This is a genomic window from Providencia sp. PROV114, from assembly GCF_032704305.1.
Classification (GTDB): Bacteria; Pseudomonadota; Gammaproteobacteria; order Enterobacterales; family Enterobacteriaceae; genus Providencia; species Providencia rettgeri.
Window position 1 is genome coordinate 4,521,768 of record NZ_CP120528.1, and the last position, 21,240, is coordinate 4,543,007.

At 41.7% G+C, this 21,240-nt stretch carries 16 protein-coding genes; 4 read left to right on the forward strand and 12 right to left on the reverse strand.

Going from position 1 to position 21,240, the window contains the following annotated elements:
* Positions 1-42 precede the first annotated feature (42 nt).
* From selB to P3L37_RS20885, 5 genes are all read right to left on the reverse strand, one after another.
* Positions 43-1,911: a selenocysteine-specific translation elongation factor gene (selB, locus tag P3L37_RS20865; RefSeq protein ID WP_109912534.1), complete on the reverse strand. Its 1,869-nt coding sequence runs from the start codon at positions 1,909-1,911 to the stop codon at positions 43-45.
* Complete coding sequence (gene selA, locus P3L37_RS20870) at positions 1,908-3,299, reverse strand: L-seryl-tRNA(Sec) selenium transferase (protein WP_004906852.1); 1,392 nt, start codon at positions 3,297-3,299, stop codon at positions 1,908-1,910. Before selA ends, selB begins: the two co-directional genes overlap by 4 nt.
* A 22-nt stretch (positions 3,300-3,321) precedes the next feature.
* Complete coding sequence (gene fdhE, locus P3L37_RS20875; RefSeq protein WP_004906186.1) at positions 3,322-4,257, reverse strand: formate dehydrogenase accessory protein FdhE; 936 nt, start codon at positions 4,255-4,257, stop codon at positions 3,322-3,324.
* Positions 4,258-4,859: 602 nt separating this feature from the next.
* A complete protein-coding gene (gene uxuA / locus P3L37_RS20880; RefSeq protein ID WP_109912535.1) occupies positions 4,860-6,053 on the reverse strand; it encodes a mannonate dehydratase in 1,194 nt (397 codons plus the stop codon).
* 17 nt (positions 6,054-6,070) lie between these two features.
* Positions 6,071-6,817 carry an FCD domain-containing protein gene (locus P3L37_RS20885; RefSeq protein ID WP_042851476.1) on the reverse strand — a complete coding sequence of 249 codons (747 nt, stop codon included), beginning with the start codon at positions 6,815-6,817 and terminating at the stop codon, positions 6,071-6,073.
* A 282-nt stretch (positions 6,818-7,099) separates the two neighbouring features.
* On the opposite strand from P3L37_RS20885, the gene manD reads away from it, so the two are divergent.
* From manD to P3L37_RS20905, 4 genes are all read left to right on the forward strand, one after another.
* Positions 7,100-8,314: a D-mannonate dehydratase ManD gene (gene manD, locus P3L37_RS20890; RefSeq protein ID WP_004906847.1), complete on the forward strand. Its 1,215-nt coding sequence runs from the start codon at positions 7,100-7,102 to the stop codon at positions 8,312-8,314.
* A gap of 24 nt (positions 8,315-8,338) precedes the next feature.
* A complete protein-coding gene (locus P3L37_RS20895; RefSeq protein ID WP_109912536.1) occupies positions 8,339-9,361 on the forward strand; it encodes a Zn-dependent oxidoreductase in 1,023 nt (340 codons plus the stop codon).
* Positions 9,362-9,422: 61 nt separating this feature from the next.
* Complete coding sequence (locus tag P3L37_RS20900) at positions 9,423-10,832, forward strand: MFS transporter (RefSeq protein ID WP_004906844.1); 1,410 nt, start codon at positions 9,423-9,425, stop codon at positions 10,830-10,832.
* A complete protein-coding gene (locus tag P3L37_RS20905) occupies positions 10,813-12,300 on the forward strand; it encodes a mannitol dehydrogenase family protein (RefSeq protein WP_115168225.1) in 1,488 nt (495 codons plus the stop codon). Before P3L37_RS20900 ends, P3L37_RS20905 begins: the two co-directional genes overlap by 20 nt.
* A gap of 44 nt (positions 12,301-12,344) precedes the next feature.
* Here the strand turns inward: P3L37_RS20905 and P3L37_RS20910 are convergent, their stop codons facing one another.
* The 7 genes from P3L37_RS20910 to frc (P3L37_RS20940) all read right to left on the reverse strand — a co-directional run bounded on the left by P3L37_RS20910 (position 12,345) and on the right by frc (P3L37_RS20940) (position 21,219).
* Positions 12,345-13,058, reverse strand: a complete 714-nt coding sequence (locus P3L37_RS20910; RefSeq protein ID WP_109912538.1) for a YoaK family protein — start codon at positions 13,056-13,058, stop codon at positions 12,345-12,347.
* Positions 13,055-13,768, reverse strand: a complete 714-nt coding sequence (locus P3L37_RS20915) for a potassium channel family protein (RefSeq protein WP_204354432.1) — start codon at positions 13,766-13,768, stop codon at positions 13,055-13,057. The genes P3L37_RS20910 and P3L37_RS20915 overlap by 4 nt, the downstream gene beginning before the upstream one ends.
* Positions 13,769-13,862: 94 nt before the next feature.
* A complete protein-coding gene (locus tag P3L37_RS20920; RefSeq protein WP_004906837.1) occupies positions 13,863-15,596 on the reverse strand; it encodes a nitrilase-related carbon-nitrogen hydrolase in 1,734 nt (577 codons plus the stop codon).
* Between the two features lie 224 nt (positions 15,597-15,820).
* The gene (gene frc / locus P3L37_RS20925; protein WP_109912540.1) at positions 15,821-17,077 is read right to left on the reverse strand and encodes a formyl-CoA transferase; all 1,257 of its coding nucleotides are present in this window, start codon (positions 17,075-17,077) and stop codon (positions 15,821-15,823) included.
* A 75-nt stretch (positions 17,078-17,152) separates the two neighbouring features.
* Positions 17,153-18,097: a transporter YfdV gene (yfdV, locus tag P3L37_RS20930; RefSeq protein WP_004906833.1), complete on the reverse strand. Its 945-nt coding sequence runs from the start codon at positions 18,095-18,097 to the stop codon at positions 17,153-17,155.
* A gap of 102 nt (positions 18,098-18,199) precedes the next feature.
* Entirely contained in the window at positions 18,200-19,903 is a 1,704-nt protein-coding gene (gene oxc / locus P3L37_RS20935; protein WP_004906831.1) for an oxalyl-CoA decarboxylase, read from the reverse strand.
* A gap of 65 nt (positions 19,904-19,968) precedes the next feature.
* Complete coding sequence (gene frc / locus P3L37_RS20940) at positions 19,969-21,219, reverse strand: formyl-CoA transferase (RefSeq protein WP_004264573.1); 1,251 nt, start codon at positions 21,217-21,219, stop codon at positions 19,969-19,971.
* Between the last annotated feature and the right edge of the window lie 21 nt (positions 21,220-21,240).

Genomic DNA, 21,240 nt, shown 5'->3' on the forward strand with positions numbered 1-21,240 from the left:
GGTTGCTATGAAGCACTACTATAACGGATTAAAACACTCAATTTATTCAACGAAAATGCCTTTATCTCGTAAATGGTGACCATCGCCTTTACGACGAGTAAAACCGCTTTTATCAAAAAACTCAAGAATTTGAATCGCGAGTTTTCGACCAATCCCTAATTCGTTACGAAAATCAGCCGCAAAAATAGCTTCATTTTCCAAGCAATAACGATGAATAAGTGAAGCAAAATAATTAATTTGTTCATGACTATAATAGCGGTCACGAACTATTGCCGTAATTAACCCCATTTGTGCCGCCTTTTTTAACACGCGACGCATCGTATCTTCTTCATAACCACTTTCTAATGCTAAATCACGCACCCACCACGCCTCATTACGTGAAAATAATGGGTATATTTGTTGCCAAATCAGCTGCTGTTGCGCATCAAAAACCAACCCATGTTGAGGCATATGCAACCAGCCACGTGTTTGCTTAATAACATTGTCAGTAATTAGGTCATCAATGAATTTAAAGGCTAATGCTTCACTCATTGAAGGCAGAGCCATACGTTTTAAACGTGCTTTGCCAACACCAATTTGGTCACTGTGTATTTCATTAAATTTTTCAAGAGTTTGAACGATATGTTCTTTCGCTATTTGCGTTTTAAATATGGATAAAACGTGATTGCCAACCCGTTCCACATCCGTTTTTGCTAATAAGTTATCTAACGCCTCATGGGTGAGCTGACGCGCCCAACTGTAATCCCGTAAATTAAGTTCACCTTGTGGAAGTTGTAACTTAAAGTGAGCCAGTTCGTCTTGTTCTCGGCAAAGCCTAGATAACCAATCCAAAAACTCTGGGAGTCTTTTACCTCGGCGTGGGGAAACCAAACGTATCACTCGAGCCCCACCTAACGTTTGGCGAGCGCTAATATCACGAATGATTAACCGGTCATTCTCTACTAACCATAATGGGGTATCTAAAATTAATTCTGCGAGAACAGGGGTTTCTCCTTGTTCCACTAATAATGATACTCGGCCAGTGATATGGCTTGCACCATGATAGAGATGCACAGGCTGCCAGTGCTTAATTAATGTATCGCATTCCAGTTCGACAATAACCCGTGTTGCAATAAATGCGGGTTGCTCTGCAAGTAACCAATCACCTCGAGTGATATTTTCTTTATCAATATCACCTGTCAAATTTAAAGCCACACGGTCCCCCGCGACAGCGAATTCAGATATTTGGTTTTGCCGGTGAATACCTCTGACACGAACTTGCTTATCCGCCCCAGTCACCCAAAGTGACTCGCCAACGTGAATTTTTCCCGCTAACGCGGTACCAGTCACCACAATCCCTGCACCTTTAACCAAAAAAACGCGGTCAATGGCTAAACGAAAACGACGTTGGATATTGGGATGTGAACCACTTTGCTGATGAAGCTGTTGCAGATATAACCGTAGCGCATCAATGCCACGCCCATCTTCAATAGACGTAATAAATAGTTTTGCATCTGGCCAACCTTGCTGAGCCAACTCAGAGGTAACTTGCTCCGTGACCTGTTCAATTCGCGAATGATCAACTCTGTCAGCCTTCGTCAGTATGACACTGACATTTTCACAGCCCGCTAGTCTTAAAATAGAAAGGTGTTCTAGGGTTTGCGCCATTACACCATCATCACAAGCGACAACCAAAAGCGCATGATTTATACCGCCAATCCCAGCCAACATATTGGCTAAAAACTTTTCGTGTCCTGGAACGTCGATAAAACCAATCGAGCTACCATCAGGCTGCGGCCAGTAGGCATACCCTAGGTCAATGGTCATTCCGCGCTTTTTTTCCTCGGGGAGGTGTGCGGTATTTACGCCAGTAATAGCTTGAATTAATGAGGTTTTGCCATGGTCAACATGGCCTGCTGTCGCAAAAATCATGAAAGTAAAGCCTGTAATAACGCATGTTCATCATCAAGACAGCGCAGGTCAAGCCACAATTTACCTTCTTTCATACGCCCAATCACAGGTTGAGGTAACTGACGCCATTGCGTAGCGAGTTGCTCTAATGTGCTACCTTTTCCATTTAATGGTGTAAAGGTTACCGCAAAGCTTGGAAGACGGTCGATGGGAAGTGAGCCGCTACCTATTTGTGAGAGGCAATGCTCAACTTCAACAATAAATTTATCCCCGTAAAAGGCTTGTAGAGCAACAACTATGCTTTCTGCGCTATCACGAATAGTTTCAGGATCTCGTGTTAGCCAACGTAATGTGGGTAATTCTGTTGTGAGTTTTTCGGGCGTTAAATACAGTTTTAGCGTTGCTTCAAGTGCAGCTAGAACCATTTTATCAACCCGTAAAGCACGTTTTAATGGATGTTTTTGAATTGCATCAATCCATTTCTTCTTCCCTAAAATAATCCCTGCTTGTGGACCACCGAGAAGTTTATCTCCAGAAATTGAAACTAAATCAATACCTTGAGAAAGGTAACTTTGTGGCATGGGCTCTGCGGGTAGCCCATAAGCCGTCATGTCAATCATCGAACCACTGCCTAAATCAATTGCCGTTGGTAATTGGTACTTTCTACCTAGCTCTGCAAGCTCTTCACCTTCAACTTCAGCAGTAAATCCTTCAATACTGTAATTGCTGGTATGCACTTTCATTAATAGTGCAGTTTGATCATTAATCGCATTCTCATAGTCACGTAAGTGGGTCCGATTTGTTGTTCCCACTTCAACTAATTGGCAGCCAGCCTGAGCCATGACATCAGGCACTCGAAAAGCCCCGCCAATCTCAACTAATTCACCACGAGAAACAATAACTTGCTGGCCATTCGCAACCGTTGCTAACAATAATAAAACTGCAGCAGCATTATTATTAACAATACACGCATCTTCTGCGCCAGTGAGCTCACACAGTAAATCAGCAATCGCACGGTCACGATGCCCACGCATCGCGCCATCTAGAGAATATTCTAATGTGACTGGCGAACTCATCACTTGGCTAACCGCATTCACGGCTGTGGTCGACATTACCGCACGGCCTAAATTGGTATGTAACACCGTACCGGTCAAGTTAAACACGTTTTTTAGGGCACTTTGCCCTAAAGCTTGATGGCGTTGAGCTAACTCTTTTACCCAATCTTCCTGCCAGGCAGGTAATTTCCCTGCCTGTGCAATACAGGTTCGAGCTTGCTCTTGCATCTCACGTAAACATGCAGTGACCCAGTGAGCCCCTGATTGTTCAATCAATATTTGCACTTCATCGAGTTGCAATAATTTATCAATCGCAGGAAGTTGGCGATATAAAACCAAGTCTGATTCAGCCATAGTCACGATTCTCTTTTACCGCTTATTTTTCACCAGGGAACAAGAACGGATTAATACTGCTACGTGCAAAACCTTCTTCTTCCATGCGAGCATCTAAAATAATTGACGCTAAATCATCAGCGACAGCTTCAACTTTAGCTTCTTTTTCTTGATAAAGGATTTTCAGATAGCTACCACAATCACCACAGCTTTCAGCTTTAACAGCCGCATTTTCATCATCCAATGACCAATAATTCAATTTACCCGTTTGCTCACAGTTACTGCATTTAACGCGCACCATATGCCATTCAGTTTCACATAAATTACAGTGCAAATAACGTAAACCTTGTGATGTACCAATTTGCACAATACTCGACACTGGCATGCTATTACATACAGGGCAGAAATGACGATGGTCACCATGTTCTGCACGCGCTTTACCCGGGATATTTGCTGCCATTTGTGCCCAATACACCGATAATGCAGCCCAAATAAACATCGATTTATCCGCAGGAACTTTTTCAAATTCTTCATTTAGCAGCGCAGTTGCCATAGCTTCAAGTTCTGTTTCAGACGCTTTATTCAGGTTTTCTAACGCAGGGCGTACAGACTCAGGCACGACTGGCATTAATTCGGCAATAATTGCCGTCAATAATTTGTGCCAATGTGTTGTGCGTGGAAATGTTTTTGCATCCAATGGCGAATTATTGGTATTTGTTGAACGCTCAAGGATAGATGCCATATCCATTTCTAATGGATTATCATGCTGTGCATTATGTTGCGCGGTTGCCACTTCAGCGGCAAAATTCAGATAATCTGCAAAAGGATGTTCTCCCGCACCAAGTTCTTTAAGTCGCTCAGCACGGCGCTGATATAAGCTTTTTAAGTTAGGAAACAGAACTGGTGGAATAAAACCAATTCCTTTTTCTTTCAATCTTTCTTGTCCTAACTCTTCTTTAGGAACGATACGAATACCCATTGCGTTCTCTCTTTTCTATTTTTTTATAACGACAATTCCCGAGAAAAGGCTATTTATTTTCTCGAAAGCGTTTTGCTCATCATATTTATATCCGCGAAAGCGGTTCTCTAATGTTCAGGATAAAACAAAAGTCATCTTGAGGCTACTCTAGCCCCTGAATTATCCCTTCCATTAACCCGGAGTAGATCAAGGTAAATGTAAATCAGGATGATGATTGTTTTATTTGATATAAATAAATTGTTATCACTAGGATAAAAATTCTGAAGTTATGGTTTGAAGTGGTTATGACTACAAGCTTATGCTGCAAGCAGCCTTCTATTTGCAACAGGAATAGGTATTTCACTCTTATCTCAGGTGTTTTTTATTGCCGTTCTTCAATAAGAAATAAATAAAAACATAAATATAATTAATATCATATCTACTGTACCTTTTAGATAAAAATAAATATAAAAAGCATTTATGGTCAATAGAATACGCGACCAAATACTATTCGGTCGCGTAACAATGAAATAACAGTTTTGCTTCTTTAGGGGTATAACAGTCCCTTTGGTATCATCAAAATACCAAATAAAAAGCCAATATTGTTAACAACGAATTAGGTTTTAGATTTTCAGTAATTCAGGGTAATACATACGCTTAATTGCGAGCTCTAAACCTCTAACTTCTGCTAAACCTTTTAAGCGCCCAATAGCGGAATAGCCTGGATTGGTCACCTTTTTCAAATCATCTAAAATTTGGTGGCCATGGTCTGGTCTCATTGGAATGGGTGCAAGCCCCGCAGCATAGCGTTTTTGTTCAACCGCTAAAATGGCTTTGACCACTTCAAACATATCAACATCACCTGCAATATGATTGCCTTCATGGAAGGTATTCGGGTTATTTTCTCTCACCGTTGAACGTAAGTGCGTGAAATGAATGCGATCACCAAATTCATTAATCATTTTTACTAGGTCGTTATCGGCTCGTACACCATAAGAACCTGTGCACATAGTAAACCCATTATGAATACTATCGCAGCTTTGCTTAATAAACCGCATATCTTCAATGGTAGAAACAATACGTGGCAGGCCTAAAATTGGGCGTGGAGGGTCATCAGGGTGAATAGCTAAAACCACATTTTCTTCTTCACAGACAGGAACGATTTTCTGCAAGAAATAACGTAAGTTCTCACGTAACTGATTTTCATCAATATTATTATACAGCGCCAAGCGCTCACGGAATTGGTCTAATGTATAACCTTCTTCCGCACCCGGTAGCCCTGCGATGATGGTTTTAATCAGGTTTTCAATGTCATCAGATGACATATTGGCATAATACTCAGCCGCTTCTTTAACTTCTTGTTCTGAATAACTCTCTGCCGCATTTTCACGCTTTAAAATATGAATTTCAAACGCAGCAAAAGCAATATTATCAAACCGTAACGCTTTGGAGCCATCCGGTAGCGTGTAAGCAAGGTCAGTACGCGTCCAATCTAGAATTGGCATAAAATTATAGCAAATGGTCTTAATACCACAGGATGCTAAATTACGAATACTCTGTTGGTAATTTTGAATATAGAGATCAAAATTACCTTGTTGAGTTTTAATATCTTCGTGAACAGGAATACTTTCCACGACAGACCAAACTAACCCAGCATCTTCAATAATAGCCTTACGCTTTAAAATCTCCTCGACACTCCAAACTTCACCGTTAGGAATATGGTGGAGCGCAGAGACGATACCTGTCGCCTCTGCTTGCCTAGCATCACTTAAAGAAACAGGGTCATTAGGACCGTACCAACGCCACGTATGCTCCATGAGTACTTCTCCTTCGATTATTCAAAAATAGTCTGATAAGGAATTGTTTCAAATAGGTAACCATCAAAATTGGGGTCATCAAAATCAGAAAGCTGCATTAGCGTATTTTTGACATTCTCTAAATGCTGCCACATCTCTTTTTTAGCCAACTCCGGATCACGTTTTTGTAGTGCATTTAAAATATTTTCATGATCAACCAACCACTTTTTTCGGTAAGTCGTGTTGTCAATATGTTCGTGAAGCTTATCCCACATAGGGCTTTGTAACCGCACAGCCCAGATATCATCAATAATCTTCGCCATCATGTCATTCTTGCTTGCGCGAGCAATTAACACATGGAACTTATGATCATTAGCATCGTCACTTTCATTATTCGCGACTTTGATTCGCTCATCTTCTAATAATGCGCGGATCTCTTGGATATCGGCTTTTGTTGCTGACAAAGCAGCGCATGCAGCTATTGCACTTTCAATCACTTGGCGAGCTTGCAGTATTTCAAAAGGGCCATGATCTAAACTTTTAATTTCATCAATCAATAGGTCTGGATGATTAATGACATAAACCCCAGAACCTTTCTTGATAGAAACCAATTTTTCAATTTCCAACATGATGAGTGCTTCACGTACCAATGAGCGACTAACATCATATTTTTTAGCGATCTCACGCTCTGGCATTAAACGACTTCCTATCGGATATTCACCAGATGCAATGAGCTCTTTTAACTGCTGACCTAGGTATTGGTACGAGCGGTATTGAGTTTTCATATATATGTACAACGCGTTGTCGAATTAAATTTAGTTCTTCCATTGTAGATTATCGTCCCTCATTACAATGGTCAACCAATTTATCCACTATTTCCGCAAAATTAGTTAACCAATTTGTGATCAGATTCACTTATTGTCGTCTTTTTAGTCATTGTTTTTTAATTTACCGATTGATAGAGTGAAAAAAAGAGAATTTGGTCAACCAATAAATAAACCACTTTGAGTATTTCATGGTAATTTGGTTGATCAGTTGGTTAACAAGTAATAGGGATTTGGGCCAAAATGAAAATTATAAAAGCAGAAGTCTTTGTATGTAGCCCCGGTCGTAATTTTGTCACATTAAAAATTACAACCGATGAAGGCGTATATGGATTAGGTGATGCCACCCTTAACGGGAGGGAGCTCTCTGTAGCATCCTATCTTCAAGATCACCTCTGTCCTCAGCTAATAGGCCGTGACCCACATAAAATTGAAGATATTTATCAGTTCTTCTATAAGGGAGCTTACTGGCGTAGAGGCCCAGTTACGATGTCCGCCATTTCTGCGATTGATATGGCACTGTGGGATATTAAAGGCAAAATTGCCAACCTTCCGGTCTATCAGTTACTCGGTGGCGCTTCTCGTGAAGGAGTGATGGTTTATTGCCACACCACGGGTACCGATATTGCTGAAACACTAGATAACTACGCAAAATATAAAGAAAAAGGTTTTAAAGCGATCCGTGTGCAGTGTGGCATTCCAGGAATGGCAACTACCTATGGACAGAGTAAAGGAAAAAACCTTGCTTATGAACCTGCCACAAAAGGCCATCACCCCGAAGAACAACTTTGGTCAACCGAAAAATATCTGGATTTTATGCCCAAACTGTTTGAAGCCGTTCGGGACAAATACGGATTTAATGAACACCTTCTACACGATATGCACCATCGCTTGACCCCTATTGAAGCGGCTCGCTTCGGTAAAAGTATTGAAGATTATCGATTATTTTGGATGGAAGACCCAACACCAGCAGAAAACCAAGCTTGTTTTAGATTAATTCGTCAACATACCGTCACCCCAATCGCCGTAGGTGAAGTTTTTAATAGCATTTGGGATTGTAAACAACTGATTGAAGAGCAACTCATCGATTATATCCGCACCACAATTACCCATGCCGGAGGTATTACAGGCATGCGCCGAATTGCGGACTTTGCATCGCTTTACCAAGTCAGAACCGGTTCTCATGGTCCATCTGACCTATCCCCAATTTGCCATGCTGCCGCCTTACACTTTGACCTTTGGGTACCCAATTTCGGCGTTCAAGAGTTTATGGGCTATTCAGAAGAAATGTTGTCCGTATTTACGACTAACTGGACGTTCAACGATGGTTATATGCACCCAAGTGATAAGCCCGGTTTAGGTATCGATTTTGATGAAAAACTGGCAGCGAAATACCCGTACAACCCAGCTTATCTTCCAGTCGCTCGTCTCGAAGACGGCACGTTGTGGAACTGGTAATTTTTATTTTATTCGGAGTCAAATATGAAAGCTGTAAAATCGGTAGTAATCAAAGAACCCAATACATTATTGATTGAAGAACGTTCAGTTCCTGAACCGGCTGAAAACCAAGTACAAATAAAAGTTCGCTTAGCTGGTATTTGTGGTTCTGACAGCCATATCTACCGTGGCCATAACCCATTTGCAAAATATCCACGTGTGATTGGCCATGAGTTTTTCGGTGTCATTGAAAAAGTGGGTTCAGGCATAGATAGCAAACGCATTGGTGAACGAGTCTCTATCGACCCTGTCCTTAGCTGTGGTCATTGTTACCCATGCTCAATTGGTAAACCAAATGTGTGTGAAACACTAGAAGTATTGGGTGTTCATACTGATGGCGGGTTCACTGAATATGTCAATGTCCCTGCGGCTAATGCTTATACTATTCCTGATTCAATCAGCGATGAGTGTGCCGTTACCGTTGAGCCATACTCTATTGCCGCCAACGTGACTTCGCATGTTCATCCAACTCAAGATGACATCGCATTAGTCTATGGTGCGGGTACGATTGGGTTAACCTGCGCACAGGTTCTCAAAGGGGTTTATCAAGTCAAAACCTTGATCATGGTTGACCGCGTGGCTGAGCGTTTAGCTAGAGCAAAAGATTGTGGTGCTGATATTGTCATTGATAACTCACAAACCCCACTACCAGATCAACTCAAAACACTGGGTCTTCGCCCAACGTTAGTACTTGATGCAGCTTGCCATCCCGCTATCTTACAAGAAGCCGTCTTGATTGCTTCTCCCGCAGCAAGAGTTTCTATTATGGGCTTTTCAAGTGAAGCAAGTGCCGTTACACAGCAAAGTATCACCAGCAAAGAGATTTCATTGTTTTCTTCACGTTTGAATGCCAAAAAATTCCCTGAGGTGATTAGCTGGATAGAATCTAAAAAAATTGACCCAACGAAAATCTTGACGCATCAGTTCCCATTCACTGAAGCGCAAGAGGCAATCTTAACCTTTGAAAAAGACCAGAAAACCTGCTGTAAAATTCTTTTAACCTTTTAATTTAATTAAAAAAACTAAATCCGATTTGGATACTACCCTACGTGATTAATAGGATAATAATATGAATACTCAGTCAATTGACCCATCAGGGAAAGTGGAACGCAGTTCTGGCGATCTAACCAAAGCTGCAGTTTCTGGCTGGCTAGGAACCGCTCTAGAGTTTATGGATTTCCAGCTTTACTCGTTAGGTGCAGCACTTGTTTTCCATGAAATATTTTTCCCTGAACAATCCGCTTCAATGGCATTAATTCTTGCGATGGGAACTTACGGTGCCGGATATGTCGCACGTATTGTTGGTGCGATTTTCTTTGGTCAAATGGGCGACCGAATCGGCCGTAAAAAAGTACTCTTTATCACCATCACCATGATGGGGGTGTGTACTACATTAATCGGGGTATTACCAACCTACGCACAGGTAGGTATCCTCGCACCGCTGTTATTAGTTCTCTTGCGAATTATTCAAGGCTTAGGGGCAGGCGCTGAAATTTCGGGTGCAGGTACCATGCTAGCAGAATATGCACCAAAAGGCCGTCGTGGTATTGTGGCCTCATTAGTGGGTCTGGGAACAAACTGTGGCACATTAAGCGCAACTGCAATTTGGGCTGTCATGTTCTTCTGGTTAGATAAGTCAGACTTACTGGCTTGGGGCTGGCGTGTACCTTTCTTGGCAAGCTTCGTGGTAATGCTGTTTGCAGTATGGTTACGACTGAATCTGAAAGAAAGCCCTGTATTTGAGAAAGTGCAAAATACGGAAGAACAAGAAGCCAAAGTTGCAGTACAAACACCACCGAAAGAAAGTTTCTTTGCCATGTTTAAATCTAAAGCATTTTGGTTAGCGACTGGCATTCGTTTCGGTCAAGCAGGTAACTCTGGGTTAATTCAAACTTTCTTAGCAGGATATTTGGTTCAAAGCCTGTTGTTTGATAAGAGTATTCCAACTGATGCGATCATGATCAGCTCCGTTGTCGGTTTCCTAACTATTCCTGTGATTGGTCTGATATCCGATAAATTTGGTCGTCGTATTCCTTATATTATTCTTAGCTTATCTGCCATGTTGCTCGCCTATCCGATGTTATCTGTCATCGTCGATGGTGCGAACAGTGTTAGCTTAATTACCATCTGTATTATTATCGTTCATAACTGTTCAGTACTCGGATTATTTGCCTTAGAAAATATTACGATGGCTGAAATGTTCAACTCACGTAATCGCTTCACCGGTATGGCTGTGGCCAAAGAAATTGGTGGCTTAATTGCCTCTGGCTTAGGCCCAGTTCTAGCAGGTATTTTCTGTAGTGTCACCGGAAGCTGGTGGCCAATTGCCATCATGATCATCATTTACTCTGCCATTTCATTAATCAGCGCCATCATCATGCCTGAAGTGAAAGATCGTGATTTAACCAGTACGTTGGATGCTGTTGAAGAGGCTGAACAACAAAAAGGTAAAGTGAAATATGCAACTGTCAACCAATAACCTAAACCAATTACCTGCGAATATCAAAGTACCAAGCTATGATAGGGAGCAGATAAAGGTAAAAATGCTTCACTTAGGTTTCGGCGCGTTCCATCGCGCCCACCAAGCCATCTTTGCGGATATTTTAGCTACAGAACAGCAGAGTAATTGGGGTTTTTGTGAAGTCAATTTAGTCGGTGGCGAGCAACAAATTGAAGATTTACTCGCTCAAGATTGCCTTTATAACGTAGTTGAAATGCAAGGCGATAATTGGCAAACCCGTACGGTGGGGGTGGTAAAAGAAGCATTACACCCAACCATTCACGGAATTGATGCTGTTATCAATCGCATGTTAGACCCTAACATTGCCATCGTTTCCATGACTGTTACTGAAAAAGGTTATTGCTATGTACCCGCGACAGGCTCGATTGATTTTGCTAACCCCGCTATCGCACATGATTTAGCCTCACCAAATGCTCCAAAATCATTGCCGGGCCTGATTGTTGAAGCGTTAAAACGCCGTAAAGCACTGGGTATTGCACCATTTACAGTCATGTCCTGTGATAATATGCCTGAAAATGGCCATATCACGAAAAATGTCATTTTAGCGATGGCCGCAAAACAGGATATCGCACTGGCCAATTGGATTGAAGCCAACGTCACTTTTCCATCTACCATGGTGGATAGAATTGTACCTGCCATGACACCAGATACTGCAGAGAAAATTCAATCTCAACTGGGCCCTATCGTCGATAACGTCGCCATTGCCTGTGAGCCATTTCGCCAGTGGGTGATTGAAGATAATTTTGTCGCGGGTCGTCCTGAGTGGGAAAAAGCGGGCGCTCAATTAGTGACAGATGTCATTCCATTTGAAGAAATGAAACTGCGCATGTTAAATGGTAGCCACTCTTTCCTTGCATATTTAGGTTATTTGGCTGGTTATCAATACATTAATGAGTGCATGCAGGATAGCGCTTATGAAAAAGCGGCTTATCACTTGATGGTCAATGAGCAAGCGCCAACGTTATCCATCAAAAATGTGGATTTACCCGCCTATGCTAATGCCCTGATTGAGCGTTTCAAAAATACGGGGTTGAAACATCGAACTTGGCAAATCGCGATGGATGGAACGTTGAAATTATCTCAACGTTTACTCGACTCTATCCAAATTCATCTTAAAAACGGCCGATCATTTGATTATTTAGCCTTAGCGGTTGCAGGATGGATGCGTTATGTCAGCGGAAAAGATGATCATGGTGCAGAAATTCAAGTCAGCGACCCACAGGCTGTAAAATTGGCTGAACTAGTTGCAAACAGCACTGATGATGAAAGTCGTGTTCATGCACTGCTTTCTCTCAACAGTTTGTTTACCAAAGAACTCGTTAATAATTCGTTGTTTACTGAAAAGGTGACTGCATTCTACCTTTCACTACGTGATAACGGTGCCCAAAAAACGGTTGAAGCGCTTAACCACCAGCACGCCTTGTAACAACATCTTAGTAGGCGGGGCTTCCCCCGCCTCTTTCACTCAAACTAGTTTGAATCTATTGGCATTCCTTTATTTTCTTTCGAAAACTGATGTCCAAAGAAAAATATCAAACACAATGGGATTAATGTAGCAAATAAAGCGTATTCCTTTGCAAAATCAGCTAATAACACCATCATGAAAGCCCCGCCAGCAAAACCCAATAGCGTCAGAAAATAACAATAACTTTTATATAATGCACTTTTTCTTTCTTGGCCTTTAAATGCAATAGATTCTGCCAATGAACTAAAGCCAAGTTGCACATTCAAAGTAACCGCAATATTGCCATATAGCATGCCATTAATCTTATGAAACGCATTACCTTGCATTCCCGCAATAAAAGAAAGAGCCCAAACAGCATGAAACCCATTTGACTGTACGTTAAATAAAAAAATATAAATAATAAGTAATAATAAAAGGACAATTTCCAGTGACAATAACGTAAATGTCCAAGTTTTTTCATCAGTATTATAGCGATAACGGATCCATGCCAACAGCATTGCTCCCGCACCAAAGGAAATAATAGAAATAATATAAGGCAACACTGCGGTTAGGCCGTGCTTAGCAAACTCATAGCCTAACATAATAATATTGCCTGACTGAAAAGTAGCGAATGATTTAGTCGTAAAAAAGGCATATCCATCGAGCATTCCTGACGCAATAGCTAATAAAAATGCGATAGTGGGTAGCTGCATAAAAGGAACTTTTGGAGAGGAAATCATAGTTTACTTACCTGTCTTGATGATTCTTTTTCTGACTGACTTAGTCGACTAATAATCGAGGTGATGTATACCGTAAAAATAGGAAAAACCGTCATACCGGTAGCCGCTAGAATAGTGGTAATGACTTTGCCAGCACTCGTCACAGGGATAATATTTGAACCCAATGTGGTGACAGTCATTGCCGCCCACCAAATGGCATCCCCATACGTTTTAACATCAACATTAAGACCCCTTTCGAAAATGTAAAAAATTAAGCTAATAAAATAAACCGTTGAAAATAACAAAATCATATAAGATAAAAATAATGCTGTCGTATTTCGTTTTACAACCATCATCATAAGCATGACAAACGCTGCACCACCACGAAATAAGGGGATAAACCGAATAAGATAAATTTGCTCCTCAGTAAATTTTATCGATGTGTAATCCAATATGGTTAAATACGGAACAGATAACAAAACGATAATCGCGTATTTTTTGACAAACTTTTTTTTATTTTTTGAAATAAATAAAAAAATAAAAAAATCACATGTAAAATAAATACAGATCCAAAATTGAATATCAAAGTAAATTGACCGCTTGAGAAAGGGGTCATGATTAAAGGTTTCAATAGAAATACTCGCTATTAAAACCAACGAGGCCACAATCCCTAAAAAATGAAGTGTTTTAATCCACGTTTTTTGACTACCAAACTGTCGAAAAGTCAGCATATTAATAATCTAATTATTGAAGCCATTAATAGGGCTTTTATTCATGATAAGATCCCGTTGCTATTTCTCTAACAACAACGGGAAAATATAAACATTACTGTGTTAACGGGGGAAACCAAATAGCTTGCTGACCACTCACCAACCGTTCTTGGTTAATCCACGTAAAAGGAGCAGGTACCTGAGCTTGCAAACGCACATCTTCAGCCCCTCGTTGTGCTGTTAAGGTTGGAGTAAGCACGACAGGCTCTGGTCCATAAATAGCCGCTGACGTAGAATCACGTTCGTTTCGTCCTCCACAAACCACCCATAATTGGTTTAATGTCGCGATGGCATAAGGGATAAAATCGGCACGTCCTGTCGGCGGCTCTTCAACCGAAAAAAGATGGCTATCAATTTCTACTTTTAAATCACTCGGGATACCGGCTGGCGCAGCAAGGATATCAGCGCGTAACGTACTGTATAACCCCCCTAATTCAGGAACATCTAATTCATGTGCAGCCGCCAGTGCAATACGCCCAATTGGCGTTGCTGTCACACTCACAGAACTACCCGCTGTTGCCCAGCCACTATCTCGCTCATTAAGATGTGTAACGCGATAGCGCGCTAATATTTCCCCTAATGGCCCTGCAAGCACCACCGTATGGAACAATCTATCCGTTTCAATTTCAGGGTAGCTTCCAACAATATACCCTTTCCCCTTTTGAGCCGCCTTACTCAATGTTTGCTCAAAAATGCCCCCTTGTTGTTCGGCATAAGACAAAATAATGTTGGGATCGTTGGTATAAGGTAGCGCAGAAAGCTCAGGAAGAACCAGCAGCTCATTTTCTCCCACTTGGATTGAGTCTAGCTTAGAAACTGATTTTTCCCACTGCGCCGCAATCAGCGTTGTTTGCGTTATTGTTGATGTGGCATTGATATCTGTCGGGCTACGATGAAAAGCAAGCATTGGGAAATATAATTCAGGCCGACGCTTCGCCAGTAATGCATCGCGCTGTTTATCCGCTTCATCTAAGTCAATCATCGCACTGTATATGCCATTTAACCCCGGTTCTAACTCTAATGGGCTAAGCACTGGAGATTGAGCCACTTTATGTCCTGATGGCGCCCATACGCTCGAACCACCATTATAATAGAGCTGCCCTTTGGTAATTGGGTTAGTTTCAATTCCACTGCGTGTTGCACAAATTACCCAAACACCATTGAAAGCACTCATATGCTGTACATGCGCAACGGTTGAGTGATCCCCAAGCATTTCAGCAGGACTCGCGTTAGGCATCATACGGTCGGATACTGAATGCCAACCAATGATTTGTGCCCCTTCTAATGCGGCTAAACGTACATATTGCCAGTAGGTATCATCATAACAAATCAGTAATGCAATACGGCCAATTGGTGTTTCAAAGGTTTTGACGCCAGTATTACCTGGAGCAAATACTTTTTGATCTTGAGAATTTAGGCCTATTTTACGATATTTACCAATAATGCCTTCCGGCCCCATCAAAACGGCTGAATTATAAGCCAGCCCAGTTTCGCTATCCCGCTCCGCAATACCCACACTCATATACATTCCTGTTCGAGCCAATACAGGCAGTATTGCAGCGGTCGTTTTGCCAGGAATAGTATCTAAATAAGGTGCTAATTCTGTAGAGTCCGAAAATAAATAACCACTCACAGCCGTTTCTGGAAATACGGCATAATTTACCCCTTGAGCGGCCACTTTTTCTGCCGCTTCAACTAAACGTTGAATATTTCCATTTAAATCTCCCCATGCAGGAATAAAATCAACGGCTGCCACCTTACTACTTTTTTTTATTTCAGCAATACTCATACAATAATCCTTATTCAAAGAATTTATTAGTAAATAAATAATTTTTTGCTATTAATAAAAATAAATATTAAATAGGAAGAACATTTCTATAATTCCAAATAATTTAGGTAATAATAGCTTGAGTGTAGCGGCTATATTTGAATGCATCGAGTATCTAAATATAGCCGCTAATATTAATTTTCTTTTTTAGAGAGTCATATTAAGAGCGAATTTAATGTTATTAATTAAATAACATTATTTTTTTTCATTTCCATAATTTGTTCATCACTATAACCAAGCTCTTTTAACACTTCGTTATTATGTTCCCCTAACAATGGAGCACTTTTAATTTCAGGAATAAACGCTGAAAACTTCATTGGGCAACCCACCGTTAAATATGAGCCTCGTTTTGGTTGTTGAACCTCAACAATCGAACCACTACGACGCAAAGAAGGGTCTTCCATAATTTCTTTCATACTTAATACTGCAGAACATGGCACATCAAACTGATCAAAATAATCGGTTAGTGCGTGTTTATCTTTGTCTTTGGCGATTTCTTCGATTGCATCCCATACATCTTGGATATGGCTTGCACGTGCCTGTGTAGTAGCAAAAGCAGGGTCAGTTTTCCATTCTGGGCGCCCGATTGCATCACAGGTATTTTCCCAATTATGATCTTGATTAATAAAATAAATATAGGCATTTGGATCAACATCACTGCCTTTACATTTGAGCATCGTGCCCGGCTGGCCACCCCCACTCGCATTTCCCCCACGGGGAACTGCATCACCAAATGTTCCATTGGGATATTGAGGATACTCCTCTAAGAAACCGAGTTTTTCTAAACGTTGTTGATCACGTAATTTCACACGACATAAATTAAGCACCGCATCTTGCATCGACATCGTAACACGTTGCCCTTTACCTGTTTTTTCTCGGTGTAATAATGCCGTCAGTATGCCTATCAATAAATGCATCCCCGTGTTACTGTCCCCTAATGCCGCAGCGCTTACCGTCGGAGGGCCATCAGGAAAACCTGTCGTTGATGCTGATCCTCCTGCAGATTGAGCAACATTTTCATAGGCTTTAACATTCGCATAGGGCGAATTTTCATTAAACCCTTTAATCGAGCCAAAAATTAACCGAGGATTAAGTTCTTGGATGTACTCCCACGTAAACCCCATATGGTCGATAGCCCCCGGATGAAAATTTTCAACTAATACATCAGACTGACGTATTAATTTCTCCATCACGGCTTTTCCCTCTGGGGTTTTGGTATTAAGCTCTAAAGAGCGTTTATTACTATTTAACATCGTAAAATATAACGCATCGACATCAGGGATATCTCGTAATTGATTACGAGTTACATCCCCAACCCCTGGACGTTCAATTTTGATTACATCAGCACCGAACCAAGCAAGCATTTGTGTACAAGATGGGCCTGACTGGACTCCAGTAAAATCAAGAACACGTATCCCATCAAGCGGTTTTGAAGAAGTCATAATTCACCTTTTTACAAAACTGCCATGGCGTCATTTCTCACGCCATGGCAACTCATTTTGACCTATTTATTCTTTCTATGAAACAAGTCGAGAGATATAGATCCACGCTGGAGCTGCGATGATAAAACCAAGCACACTCACCGCCAGCGATGCTGTTCCTGTCCGGGTATACAGATTAAAGCGACTCGCAATAATTATTCCAGAGAAAGCAGGTGGCAACGCCCCGGCTAATACCATCATTTGCAGTTGCTCTGTCCCCATATTAAACATCATACCTGCCAGTAACATTAACCCTGGCATTAACACTAGCTTTAATAACGTGTTATAGACAATCTCACCATCGAACTCGAACTTATTCGCGGCTAATGTCAGGCCCGCAGCAAATACCGCAACACCGGAGTTTGCTTTCGCAATTAAATCAAATGTCGGGTCCCAAACCGTTGGAATTTTCACACCAACCAGTACCAAAGCAGTCGCGAGTACCGGAGCCCATACGACAGGTTCTTTAAAGGCTGAGATTAATGCATCCATACCGCCACCGCCTTTTTTCCCTTCTGCATCAGATGGGTTCAGCAAGAACAAGCCGATAGGGATTGTAATGGCATTAACGATGATGGATATAATGGCAACAACTAACCCCGTTGAAACGGTTTCACCATAAATAGGGTCTAGAACCGCAAACCCTAAGAAACCAATTGTCGGAGAACCTGCAATTAATGCACATACCGCAGCTTCGCCACGACTATGTTTAAAAATATATTTACAGCTAAAGAAAGAGAAAAAGAAACAAACGAGCAAGACCACAAATGAAATAATAGTCAATTTAGCGTCTGCAAATATCATTTCTCGATTAGCACGCGCGATAGACACAAATAATGCAGCAGGTAATGCGTAATTTAATACCAACTTATTAAATGCTTTCGCTTGGTCACTGGTAAACACATTTCGTTTACCACTCACATAACCTAGTACCATAATAATAATGATAGGTAATAGGTCGCTCATAAAAATCTTATACATAAAATCAGCCATAAGACCCACCTATTTGGCAATAAGACCCCGTACGCAGCTCATCAATATGAGCCGCGTAAGGTAATCTTTGTTAGTTAACGTGATGCTGCGTTAATTCTTCACTACAGACTTCGGATTTAAATTACCAATATGGCCACTTTCCGTTCCAACAGCAGGGTCAATAACGACATTTATCAAGGTTGGATGACCCGATGTTAAACCTGCCTTCAAGGCTTCCTGTATCTCTGCTGGCGTTGTTGCTTGATAACCAATGCCACCAAAAGCCTCGATCATTTTGTCATAACGCGCTCCACCCATTAAAACTGTAGGGGAAGGGTCTTGGTCACCATGGAGATTTACGCCATCACCACGGTAAATCCCACCATTATTGAAAATCAAAATGGTGACAGGCAATTTGTAACGACAAATCGTTTCAATTTCCATACCACTAAAGCCGAATGCACTATCGCCTTCAATCGCTACAACAGGCTTACCACTGGTTACAGCAGCACCAACTGCATAGCCCATTCCAACGCCCATCACGCCCCAAGTTCCACAATCTAAGCGTTTACGTGGTTGGTACATATCAATAATATTTCGTCCGTTATCAAGCGTGTTAGCACCTTCATTGACGACATAAACATCTTGGTGATCGACCAGCACATCACGGATTGCACGTAAGGCGTTAAAGTAATTCATAGGAGAAGTGTCAGTGTTTAACTTAACTGCCATTTTCTCGACATTAATTTTCTTGTGCTCATCAATACTAGCAAGCCATTCCGTTGGAGATTTAACAGGGATTGATTTAAGCCCTGCCAATAAAGACTCGATACTTGAGTAAATATCACCAACAACAGGTGCGGTTATTGGGCGGTTACTATCAATTTCAGAAGGTTCAATATCTAACTGAATGAATTGAGTTTCTGGTGACCAGTGCTTACCTTTACCATGATCAAGTAACCAATTAAGGCGAGCTCCCATTAACACCACAACATCCGCACTGGATAAGGCATATGAACGAGCAGATGCCGCTGACTGAGGATGCGTATCTGGTAACAGCCCTTTTGCCATTGACATCGGTAAATAAGGGATACCCGTCGTTTCAATAAATTGACGAATATTGTCATCCGCTTGAGCATAAGCGGCGCCTTTACCCAAAATAATTAATGGCCGCTTAGCTGAGGCGAGCAGCTTAAGGGCTTTATTCACTGAATCGGGTGATGGAATTTGTCTTGGCGCAGGGTCTTCGACTGTAAAAATGGTTTTATCCGCCGCGTCTTTATCCATCACGGCAGACAACACTTCCGTTGTTAAATCAAGATAAACTCCACCTGGACGGCCTGATACCGAAGCGCGGATTGCTCGCGCGAGTGCGATACCAAGGTCTTCGGGTTTATTCACACGATAAGACGCTTTTACAAAGGGTTTTGCCGTGTTCATTTGGTCTAATTCTTCGTAATCACCCTGCTGCAAATCAATTATTGCTCTGTCGCTCGAACCACTGATTTGAATCATTGGAAAACCGTTGGTGGTTGCATTAGCCAGCGCCACCATGCCATTTAAAAAACCTGGCGCCGAAACCGTTAAGCAGATACCCGGTTTTTGGGTGATAAAACCACTAATTGCAGCCGCATTACCCGCGGATTGTTCATGGCGAAATCCAATATAGCGAATACCTTCAGCTTGTGCATGCCTTGCCATGTCAGTCACTGGAATTCCAACAACACCGTAGATTGTATCAATGCCATTTTTTTTAAGCGCATCGACAATAATATGCATACCATCAGTCAGGTTTTGGGTTTGATCAGCAGACATGTCTACCTCATAATTAACTGATTAAAAGATTAAAGGGAGTGATAAGTCACTCCCAATTTTTAAAATTAGATCGCTTTGTTCGCGCGCATAGCTGCAATTTCATCTGCGCTATAGCCTAATTCAGTTAGGACTTGATCTGTGTGCTCACCCAACAATGGCGCGCTTTTGATATCAGGTGTAAATGAGGAGAATTTCATCGGGCAACCCACCGTCAAGTAAGTCCCGCGTTTTGGTTGTTCAACTTCAACAATACTTCCACTCTTACGCAGCGATTGGTCTCGTGCAATTTCACGCATACTGAGTACAGGGGCGCAAGGTACACCGTATTTACTCAAATATTCGACCGCTTCATGTTTATCTTTATCTGCTAAGAATTTTTCAATTTCAGCAAAAATATCAAAGATATGAGGTTGACGAGCCTTTGGTGTATTGTAAGCAGGGTCAGTTGCCCATTCAGGCTTACCAATAGCGACACAGGTTTGCTCCCAGTCCTGTTCTTGGATAGTAAAATAAATATAAGCATTTGGGTCAGTTTCCCAGCCTTTACATTTTAAAATCCAACCTGGCTGGCCGCCGCCGCCAGCATTACCACCACGAGGAACAGCATCACCAAACGTACCATTTGGATATTGCGGGTATTCTTCAAGGTAGCCAATTTTCTCTAATCGTTGCTGGTCACGAAGTTTGACTCGGCACAAGTTGAGTACAGCGTCTTGCATCGACATAGTCACTCGCTGACCTTTGCCTGTTTTTTCGCGGTGTAATAGCGCTGCAAGTAAGCCTATGAGCAAGTGCATACCCGTATTGCTATCACCTAACGCTGCGGCACTCACTAATGGTGGGCCATCCCAAAAACCTGTCGTGGAGGCAGCTCCACCAGCAGCTTGGGCAACGTTCTCATAGGCCTTAACATCTGCATAAGGTGAGTCTTCATCAAAACCTTTAATTGAACCAAAAATCAAACGAGGATTTAATTCTTGAATGTGTTCCCAAGTGAAACCCATATGGTCAATTGCACCTGGATGGAAGTTCTCAACGAGGACGTCGGCTTGCTTAATCAGCCGCTCCATCACCTCTTTACCTTCTGGTGTTTTGGTATTTAATTCTACTGAGCGCTTATTACTATTAAGCATTGTGAAATACAGCGCATCCACATCAGGGATATCCCTTAATTGATTGCGCGTGACATCTCCAACTCCCGGACGTTCAATCTTAATAACATCCGCGCCGAACCACGCTAACATTTGAGTACAAGATGGCCCTGATTGTACACCGGTGAAATCCAGTACTTTAATACCTTGTAAAGGAAGATCCATGTGTTACCTCTTTATTTAGCT